Source organism: Amycolatopsis sp. NPDC051061 (assembly GCF_040682935.1).
Classification (GTDB): Bacteria; Actinomycetota; Actinomycetes; order Mycobacteriales; family Pseudonocardiaceae; genus Amycolatopsis.
In genome coordinates this window covers 1-9,779 of sequence record NZ_JBFBBZ010000050.1, presented here as the reverse complement: position 1 = coordinate 9,779, position 9,779 = coordinate 1, and the positions used below count along the sequence as shown (strand labels likewise).

Genomic DNA, 9,779 nt, shown 5'->3' with positions numbered 1-9,779 from the left:
CTCCCCCCCTCCCCCCCCGTCCTTCACGCCAACCTTCCTTAATTTTATTTTCTTGTTGGTGGCCTTCACGGACCGCCCAGGGGCACCCGGATGGAGCAGGCGGTACTGCGGATCTTGATCTTTCTGGTGGTCAAACACGCGGGTCGCGCGTCCGGCCGCCGGAACTAGTGCGAATATGTGGACATGAAGGCACGTGTTCTCGTGGTCGACGACGACCCCGCCCTCGCGGAGATGCTCACCATCGTGCTCCGTGGGGAGGGGTTCGACACGGCCGTGGTCGCCGACGGTTCGCGCGCGCTGCCCGCGCTGCGCGAGCTGAAGCCCGACCTCGTCCTGCTCGACCTGATGCTGCCCGGGATGAACGGGATCGACGTCTGCAAGGCGATCCGCGCCGAGTCCGGGGTGCCGATCGTCATGCTCACCGCCAAGAGCGACACCGTGGACATCGTCCTCGGCCTGGAGTCCGGTGCGGACGACTACGTCGTCAAGCCGTTCAAGCCGAAGGAGCTGGTCGCGCGGGTCCGGGCCCGGATGCGCCGCACCGAGGCCGAGCCCGCGGAGTCGCTCACGATCGGCGACCTGGCGATCGACGTGCCGGGCCACGAGGTCACGCGCGAGGGCAAGGCCATCCCGCTGACCCCGCTGGAGTTCGACCTGCTGGTGGCGCTGGCCCGCAAGCCGCGCCAGGTGTTCACCCGCGAGGTGCTGCTCGAGCAGGTGTGGGGCTACCGGCACGCGGCGGACACCCGCCTGGTGAACGTGCACGTCCAGCGGCTGCGCTCCAAGGTCGAGAAGGACCCGGAACACCCCGAGGTGGTGTTGACCGTTCGCGGCGTCGGGTACAAGGCCGGCCCGCCGTGATGAGTCGATGACCCTCGCGACCGGCAGACGGCTCCCCGCGTTCGCGCGTTCGACGGCACGCCTGATGCGGCGTGTCGTCGTTTTCGCGCGCCGTCGCGCGGTCGCGTTCAACGAGCTGTGGAAGCATTCGCTGCAGTTCCGCGTCACCGTGTCGACGCTCGCGCTGTCCTCGGCCGTCGTCTTCGTGCTGGGCATGGTGCTGCAGAACCAGATCACCGAGCGCCTGCTGGACACCAAGCGCGACGCCGCCATCGCGCAGACCCGCGCGGCCGCGGACACCGCCGCCGGTGAGCTGGTCGGCCTCGGCGGCGAGACGGACGAGGCGATGAGCAGCCGCCTCCAGAACGCGCTGAAGAAGATCGCGATCACGCCGACCAGCCAGGACGCGGCCGGCTCGGCGGCGGGCACGTTCGTCCCGGTGCTCGCCAGCGGCGGCCACGACCAGACCGGCGACGAGCCCGCGTCCGCCGGGCCGTACCAGAACGTGCCGCCGCGGCTGCGCCAGTTCGTCGAAGCCAACGAGATGAGCTGGCTCGAGCACACGGTCGGCGACACCGACGGCGGCCGCACGACGTACCTGATCGTCGGCGCGCCGCTCAACACGGTCGCCACCCCGCTGCAGCTCTACTTGCTGTTCCCGCTGACGACCGAGCAGAACACCGTCGCGACCGTGCAGAACACGCTGCTGGTCGGCGGCCTCGTGCTGCTGCTCCTGCTGGCGGGCATCACGAACCTGGTGACGCGGCAGGTGGTCCGCCCGGTCCGGCAGGCCGCCGCGGCGGCCGAGCAGTTCGCCGGGGGCGACCTCGACCAGCGCCTCACCGTGCTCGGCGAGGACGACCTGGCGAAGCTCGCCGTGTCCTACAACGGGATGGCCGCGAGCATCCAGCGGCAGATCCGCCAGCTCGAGGACTTCGGCGGGCTGCAGCGCCGGTTCACTTCCGACGTCTCGCACGAGCTGCGCACGCCGCTGACCACCGTCCGGATGGCCGCGGACGTGCTGCACGCGTCGCGCGAGCAGTTCCCGGCCGGGCTCGCGCGCTCGACCGAGCTGCTGGTCGACGAGCTCGACCGGTTCGAGTCGCTGCTCGGCGACCTGCTGGAGATCAGCAGGCTCGACGCCGGCGTCGAAGACCTGTCGGCGGAGTTCATCGACGTCCGCCCGATCGCCACGCGCGCGGTCGAGCAGGTGCGGGTGATCGCCGGCAACGCGGGCAGCTCGGTGGAGCTCGTGCTGCCGGACGAGGAGGTCATCGCGGAGGTCGACGCCCGGCGCGTCGAGCGGATCCTGCGCAACCTGCTCGGCAACGCCGTCGACCACAGCGAGGGCAGGCCGGTGGTGCTCACCGTCGGCGCCAACGAGACGGCGGTCGCGGTGACCGTCCGGGACCACGGCGTCGGCCTGCGGCCCGGCGAGGCCGACCTGGTGTTCAACCGGTTCTGGCGCGCCGACCCGTCGCGCAACCGCCGCACCGGCGGCACCGGCCTCGGCTTGGCGATCAGCCTGGAGGACGCGCGCCTGCACGGCGGCGAACTCGACGCGTGGGGCGCACCCGGCCACGGCGCCTGCTTCCGGCTGGTGCTGCCGCGCCGCCAGGAGGTGCCCGCCGGCGATCCGCCGCTGGTGCTGCCGCCGCCCGGCCGCGTCGCGACCGAGGTGCCCCTCGGGCTGATCGAGATCACGCCGGCGCCCGAGGCGATCTTCGCCGAACGTGAGGGAATCGGTCAGTGAAACGGCTCTTGCTCGCCCTGCTGTGCGTCGTGCTGGTCGCCGGCTGCGCGAACGTCCCGCTGGAGTCCCAGCCCGTGGTCGTCTCCGGGGAACGCCAGGGCCAGGGCTCGGGCGACGTCGTGCCCGAGCCGAAGCCGGACAGCGACCCGCTGACCCTCGTGCGCGACTTCGTCGGCGCGACGCTCAAGCCCGGCCAGAACAACGCGGCCGCCCGCGCCTACCTGGACGAGCCGAGCCGGGCGAACTGGCGCCCGAGCCGCAGCCTGACGATCATCCAGGACACCTTCGGCACGGTCTACGACCCGGCGCCGCAGCCCGACCCGAACACCCTCGTCGTCAACGTGCGGGGGATCGACGTCGGCACGCTCGACCAGAACAGCGCGTTCGTGCCGGACTACAGCCCGGCGGCGCTCAAGGTGAAGGTGCGCAAGCAGGCGAACGGCCAGTGGCGGATCGTCGACCCGCCGCCCGACCTGTACGCGACCGAGTCCGACTTCAGCGACAACTACACCGCGGTGCCGGTGAACTTCTACTCCGAGCAGACCGCCACCTTCGTCCCCGACCGGCGCTACGTCGTCGCGAAGCCGCAGTCCGGGCTGCCGAGCCGGGTGATGTACCTGCTGGTCAACGGGCCGTCGACGAGCCTGGCCGGGTCGGTGAAGAACCTGCTCGGCGAACCGGTCGAGATCGACACGAACGTCAAGAGCCTCGACGACGGGACGCTGCTGGTCCCGCTGACCGGGCTGTCCGGGGTGGCCGACGACATCCGGAACCTGATCGCCGCGCAGATCGTCCTCACGCTGCAGTACGTGACGTCGGCGCGGATCCGGATCCTCGCCGACGGCGCCCCGCTGGTCGCGAACCACCCGGACTGGCGGTCGAACGAGCTGCCCGCGTACGGCGCGACGCTGTCGCCGAGCCGGGACCTGCCGGGCCTGATGACGGTCGGCGGCCGGGTGCGTTCCCTGGGCGACGGCGCGCCGGTGGGGGGCCCGGCGGGCAACGGCGGCTACGACGTCGTGAACGCGGCCCAGTCGATCGACGGCAAGCGCCTGGCGGTGGTGGAGCGCGACAGCGGCCGGGTCCGGCTCCGCATCGGCGACCTGGGGCACGACCTGCCCCTGGTCGGCCTGGCGGGGACGACGCTGAGCCGCCCGACGTGGCGCCCGGGCACCGGTGAGGTGTGGACGGTGATCGACGGGACGTCGGTGGGCCGGATGGTGGTGAACCCCGCCAACCAGTGGACGGCGCTGACGGTCAACGCCACGGACCTGGCCCAGCAGGGCGGGCTCACGGAGCTGCGGTTTTCCCGCGACGGCGCCCGGGTGGCGGCGGTGGTGAACGGGCAGCTGTGGGTGGCCTCGGTGGTCGGCAGCGGCGATTCGGTGGCGTTGCGCGAACCCCGGTTGCTGCAGCCGCACGACCTCCACGACGTGATCGACGTGGACTGGCTGACCCAGGACACCCTGGTGGCGGTGACGGCGTCGACGTCCCAGCCGGTGGTCCGCGTGACGGTGGACGGCCAGCGGATGGACGCGTTCAACAGCTCCAACCTGACGCCCCAGGTGCACGGGGTGACGGCGGCGCCCAGCCGCCCGATCGTGGTGGCCGACGCGAGCGGCTTGTGGACGGCGTCGGTGCTGGGCGAGGTGTGGCGGCCGCAGGGCCACTCGATGAAGGACGCGGATCCGTTCTACCCGGGTTGAGTCCCATCGTTTTCCGAAACTGTCGGTGGTGACGGGGACACTGTCCGTGTGCTGCTGCTCGATTTGCTGATTCCCGCCCGGTGCGCCGGCTGCGGGGCCCGCGGGGTGCCTTGTTGTGCCCGGTGCGCGGGGGTGTGGGGTTCGGTTTCCGAGATCACCCGGGTGCCGGTGGCGGGGCGGGCGCGGGTGTTCGCGCTGGCCCGGTACCGCGGCGTCGGCCGGCGGTTGCTGATCGCTTACAAGGAGCGCGGGCGCCGGGATCTGGCCGCGTTTTTGGGGCGGGCCCTGGCGGAGGCGGTGGTGGTGCTGCCGCTGCGGCGGTCTTCGGCCGAGCCGCGCCGGGCGGTGTGCCTGGTCCCGGCGCCGAGCCGCCGCTCAGCGGCCCGGGTCCGCGGCGGGCCGCACGTGGAGCGCTTGGCCGAGGCAGCGGCGAGCGTCTTGGCGGGGTGGGGTTTCGAGGTCGCGGTGGCCCCGGCGCTGGAGCTGGCCGGCGGCGCGCGCGACGCGGTCGGCCTGGGGCGCGCGCAGCGGGTGGCCAACCTCGCGGGCCGGTTGCGGTTCCGCGAGGCCGGGCGGCCGCCGCCGGGATTTCCGGTGGTGGTGCTGGACGACGTGATCACCACGGGAGCCACGGCGGCCGCGTGCGTGCGGGCTTTGGAAGGGGAGGGGATCGAGGTCGCCGCGGTTTTGACGCTGCTCGCGGCCGGGTGATGCGCGGCGCCCCGGCGACGCGATGCGAGCGCCGGTCGCGGTAGCTCACAGGCATCGCACACCACATCGGCGGTGCATCCCCGTGCGGCCGACGGCGCCCACCGCCACCGCGCGGTCAGCCGACGGCGGCTACCACGGCAAACTCCGCCACCGGCCCCGCACACCCCGCCTCATCCCGCACCCGGGTGACCCCGACGTCACCTACATGAGTGACATCCACGGGGAACGCAACCGCCCCCGCGGCCGTTGTCCGGGTATGAGGGTGTCGATCATCAGCACTCGGCCGCCGCACCACTCCACCGGCGTGGCGGCTGCGGCGGACCTGGCCGTCACCCTCGGCGTCCACCAGCCGGCAGCGATGCGCCGTCCGTGTGAACCCGGGCCGAGCGCACCGCGTCCGACCAGCGGGAGTTTTCTGGTGTTCACCCTCCGCTCACTGCGCGGGGTGACGGAGTCTCATTCCTCGACATCCCCCGGCTCGGGGGCTGTTGCAACGGGCGTGAGGAAGCTAACGTGCTCCGCTATCAGCAATCCCCGCAGGCAGGGAGGTGACGAGCCCATGTCCCTGGCGCCGGAGGTGCGCTGAGTCCGCGCTCGGGCTCCCGGCACGAGACGTCGTGAACCGATCCGAGTTCCTTCTCAGCCCGCGATCCGGGCTTCCGTCCCCGCTACACCGGCGCCGTGTGTGAACTCAACAGCTCGCAGTCATCTCAGCGAGGGAGGTCGTGTATGGACATCGTCGTTAAGGGCCGCAACGTAGAGGTGCCCGAGCACTATCGGGCACTCGTCAGCGAAAAGCTGGCCCGCCTCGAGCGCTACGACAGGAAAGTCATCCGGTACGACGTGGAGCTGTTCCACGAACCCAATCGGCGCCAGGCCAAGAGCTGTCAGCGCGTCGAAATCACCGGAAAGGGGCGTGGCCCGGCCGTACGCGCTGAAGCGTGTGCCGCCGACTTCTACGCAGCGCTCGATTCCGCAGTCACCAAGCTGGAAAACCGGCTGCGGAGGACACACGACCGGAGGCGCGTGCACTACGGACGCAGCCGCCCGGAATCGGTCGCCGAAGCGACCTCGGCACTGCCGGGTGGAGGATCCCCGGCCGCAGCCAGTCCCGCCGCGCGTACCGCGGTGTTGGAAGCCCCCGAAGCCGAGCCGCAGACGAACGGCTTCGCGGTCGCCGGAGAGATCCACCTGCCCCAGCAGCAGAGCTGGGCCGACGACGACCTGGGTCACCAGCCCGGTCGCGTCGTTCGCGAGAAGCAGCACACCGCGGAGCCCATGACGGTGGACCAGGCTCTCTACGAGATGGAGTTGGTCGGCCACGACTTCTACCTCTTCAACGACTCGGAGGCGGGCCGGCCCAGCGTGGTCTACCGGCGGAAAGGCTTCGATTACGGCGTGATCCGGCTCGGCTGAGCCGGCTCTAAGGAGGCCTTCGCCGATGGCCCGCACGCGCTCGCGTGCGGGCCATCCGCACGTCCGGACCTACGGCGTGTGCACACGACGCCCGCCGTTCCCTACGATGGGGTGGGACGGTGGCGCCGACCACGGCGGCCGCCGCGGGAAAACCTGCCCGGGACCGGCCCGGGCGCACTCATGATCAGCTAGTGAGGTCGACCGGATGGTGCTGAACCGCCTGCTCCGCGCGGGTGAGGGCAAGATGGTGAAGCGGCTGCGCAACATCGCCGATCACATCAACACCCTCGAAGACGACGTCAAGGACCTGACCGACGCCGAGCTGCGGGCCAAGACCGACGAGTTCCGCAAGCGGAACGGCGACGGCGAGTCGTTGGACGAACTGCTGCCGGAGGCCTTCGCGGTCGTCCGGGAGGGGGCCAAGCGGGTGCTCGGCCAGCGCCACTTCGACGTCCAGCTCATGGGCGGCGCGGCGCTGCACCTCGGCCAGGTCGCCGAGATGAAGACCGGTGAGGGCAAGACGCTCACCTGCGTCCTCCCGGCCTACCTCAACGCGATTCCCGGCAAGGGCGTCCACGTCGTCACGACGAACGATTACCTGGCCAAGCGCGACTCGGAGTGGATGGGCCGCATCCACCGGTTCCTCGGCCTCGAGGTCGGCGTCATCCTTTCGGAGCAGCAGCCGGACGTCCGGCGCGCCCAGTACAACGCCGACATCACCTACGGCACGAACAACGAGTTCGGCTTCGACTACCTGCGCGACAACATGGCGTGGAGCCTCGACGACTGCGTGCAGCGCGGGCACTACTACGCCGTCGTCGACGAGGTGGACTCGATCCTCATCGACGAGGCCAGGACGCCGCTGATCATCTCGGGCCCGGCGGACCAGTCGTCGCGCTGGTACGTCGAGTTCGCGCGGCTCGCCCCGCTGATGAACGGCATCGACACCACCACCATGGGGTCGCGGGAGCGCACCGAGAAGACGAACCTGATCAACTCGAAGTACCACTACGAGGTCGACGTCCGGAAGCGCACCGTCGCCGTCACGGAGAAGGGCGTCCGGTTCGTCGAGGACCAGCTCGGCATCGAGAACCTCTACGAGGCCGCGAACACCCCGCTGGTCGGCTACCTGAACAACGCGCTGAAGGTCCAGGAGCTCTTCCACAAGGACAAGGACTACATCGTCCGCAACGGCGAAGTCATGATCGTCGACGAGTTCACCGGGCGCATCCTGGTCGGCCGCCGCTACAACGAGGGCATGCACCAGGCGATCGAGGCCAAGGAAAAGGTCGAGATCAAGGCCGAGAACCAGACCCTGGCGACGATCACGCTCCAGAACTACTTCCGCCTCTACGGCAAGCTGTCCGGCATGACCGGTACGGCCGAGACCGAGGCCGCCGAATTCCACCAGACCTACAAGCTGGGTGTGGTGCCGATCCCGACGAACCGGCCGATGGTCCGCGCCGACCAGCCGGACCTGATCTACAAGACCGAAGAGGCGAAGTACGAGGCGGTCGCCGAGGACATCGCCGAGCGGCACGAGAAGGGCCAGCCGGTCCTGGTCGGCACGACGAGCGTCGAGAAGTCCGAGCGGCTGTCGAAGCTGCTGGTGAAGCTGAGCGTGCCGCACGAGGTGCTGAACGCGAAGCACCACGACCGGGAGGCGCTGATCGTCGCCCGCGCCGGCCAGAAGGGCGCCGTCACGGTCGCCACGAACATGGCGGGCCGCGGTACGGACATCGTGCTCGGCGGCAACCCCGACCTCATCGCCGACCACGTGCTGCGCGAGCGGGGCCTGGACCCGGTCGAGCACTCCGAGGAGTACGAGGCCGCCTGGCCCGCCGTCCTGGAGCAGGTCAAGGAAGAGTCGAAGGCCGAGGCCGAAGAGGTCCGCGAGGCCGGCGGCCTGTACGTGCTGGGCACCGAGCGGCACGAGTCGCGCCGCATCGACAACCAGCTCCGCGGCCGGTCGGGCCGCCAGGGCGACCCCGGCGAGTCCCGCTTCTACCTCTCGCTCGGTGACGAGCTCATGCGCCGCTTCAACGCGACGATGGTCGAGCGCGTCATGACGACCATGCGGCTGCCCGACGACGTGCCGATCGAGCACAAGATGGTCTCCAAGGCCATCAAGAGCGCGCAGACCCAGGTCGAGCAGATCAACATGGAGCAGCGCAAGGACGTCCTCAAGTACGACGAGGTCATGAACGAGCAGCGCAAGGTGATCTACGCCGAGCGCCACCGCGTGCTGGCCGGCGAGAACATGCGCGACCAGATCGAGGGCATGCTCCGGGACGTCGTCAACGCCTACGTGGACGGTGCGACCTCCAGCGGCTACTCGGAGGACTGGGACCACGAGAAGCTGTGGACGGCGCTGAAGCAGCTCTACCCGGTCAGCATCGACTGGGAAGACCTGGTCGAGGACGGCGACCTCGACGCCCACGGTCTCCGCGAGGCGCTGCTGCAGGACGCCCGCAACGCCTACGACAAGCGCGAAGCGGAGATCAACGCGCTCGTCGGCCCGGACGGCATGCGGACCCTGGAGCACCAGGTGATGCTGACGGTCCTCGACCGCAAGTGGCGCGAGCACCTCTACGAGATGGACTACCTCAAGCAGGGCATCGGCATGCGGGCGCTCGCGCAGCGCGACCCGCTGATCGAGTACCAGCGCGAGGGCTTCGACATGTTCCGCGCGATGCTCGACTCGCTGAAGGAGGAGGCCGTCGGCTTCCTGTTCAACCTGCAGGTCGAGCGGGCCGAGGCGCCGCCGGCCGAGGACGCCGCCGCGCTGCCCACGGGCGTCGCTTCGGGCAACGGCCAGGCGGCGGAAGGCCGGCACGCGCGTCCGGCGCCGCCGCAGCCGCCGACGACCGACACCGAGTCCGTCCCGTCCGCCCTGCGCGGCAAGGGCCTCGGCGGCGGTGGCCAGAAGCCGGGCGTGACGCTGTCCGGCCCGGGTGAGGACGGCGAGGTCGAGTCCCACGCCGACGGCGGCGAGCAGGCCGCGGGCGGTGGCGCCGGCGGAACCCGCCGGGACCGCCGCGCCGCGCAGCGCGACGCCCAGAAGAAGGGCAAGAAGGGCCCGCGTCGCTGACGTGGTTAACGGGGCCGGGGTGCGCACGCACCCCGGCCCCGTTTTTGTGTGAGGAGAGCAGCTGGTGGATCCGCAGGAGTTCTTCGCGCTGTTCGGGGCCGGATCCGTACCCGCACTACCGGCGGTGGCGCGAGCGGTGCCCCGTCGCGGAACTGGCGGCTCGCGCCGGCCATGGATCGGCCGTCGCTCGCGCACGGTTGCCGCACAGCCGTCGGCCCCGCCCGGCTCCCCCGTCGCGAATGACTCATTCGCGGCCTCCGAC

At 70.8% G+C, this 9,779-nt stretch carries 6 protein-coding genes; all 6 read left to right on the top strand.

What is annotated here, in order from left to right; all coding sequences use genetic code 11:
- The first annotated feature begins 183 nt into the window (after window positions 1-183).
- The 6 genes from mtrA (at window position 184) to secA (ending at window position 9,517) form a co-directional block, all read left to right on the top strand.
- On the top strand, window positions 184-861 hold the full coding sequence (mtrA, locus tag AB0N03_RS42215; protein WP_005150760.1) for an MtrAB system response regulator MtrA: 678 nt from the start codon (window positions 184-186) through the stop codon (window positions 859-861).
- Between the two features lie 7 nt (window positions 862-868).
- Entirely contained in the window at window positions 869-2,593 is a 1,725-nt protein-coding gene (gene mtrB / locus AB0N03_RS42210) for an MtrAB system histidine kinase MtrB (protein ID WP_364384904.1), read from the top strand.
- Window positions 2,590-4,299, top strand: a complete 1,710-nt coding sequence (locus tag AB0N03_RS42205; protein ID WP_364384901.1) for an LpqB family beta-propeller domain-containing protein — start codon at window positions 2,590-2,592, stop codon at window positions 4,297-4,299. Before mtrB ends, AB0N03_RS42205 begins: the two co-directional genes overlap by 4 nt.
- A 51-nt stretch (window positions 4,300-4,350) precedes the next feature.
- Entirely contained in the window at window positions 4,351-5,010 is a 660-nt protein-coding gene (locus AB0N03_RS42200) for a ComF family protein (RefSeq protein WP_364385007.1), read from the top strand.
- A 729-nt stretch (window positions 5,011-5,739) separates the two neighbouring features.
- The gene (gene raiA, locus AB0N03_RS42195) at window positions 5,740-6,426 is read left to right on the top strand and encodes a ribosome-associated translation inhibitor RaiA (RefSeq protein WP_329055459.1); all 687 of its coding nucleotides are present in this window, start codon (window positions 5,740-5,742) and stop codon (window positions 6,424-6,426) included.
- 205 nt (window positions 6,427-6,631) lie between these two features.
- Window positions 6,632-9,517, top strand: coding sequence for a preprotein translocase subunit SecA (gene secA / locus AB0N03_RS42190; protein ID WP_364384897.1), 2,886 nt, complete (start codon window positions 6,632-6,634; stop codon window positions 9,515-9,517).
- Window positions 9,518-9,779: the final 262 nt, after the last annotated feature.

Excerpts from the sequence above, each read along its gene's own strand:
- mtrA (WP_005150760.1), top strand. The coding sequence starts at position 184 with ATGAAGGCACGTGTTCTCGTGGTCGACGACGACCCCGCCCTCGCGGAG.
- mtrB (WP_364384904.1), top strand. The coding sequence starts at position 869 with ATGACCCTCGCGACCGGCAGACGGCTCCCCGCGTTCGCGCGTTCGACG.
- raiA (WP_329055459.1), top strand. The coding sequence starts at position 5,740 with ATGGACATCGTCGTTAAGGGCCGCAACGTAGAGGTGCCCGAGCACTAT.
- secA (WP_364384897.1), top strand. The coding sequence starts at position 6,632 with ATGGTGCTGAACCGCCTGCTCCGCGCGGGTGAGGGCAAGATGGTGAAG.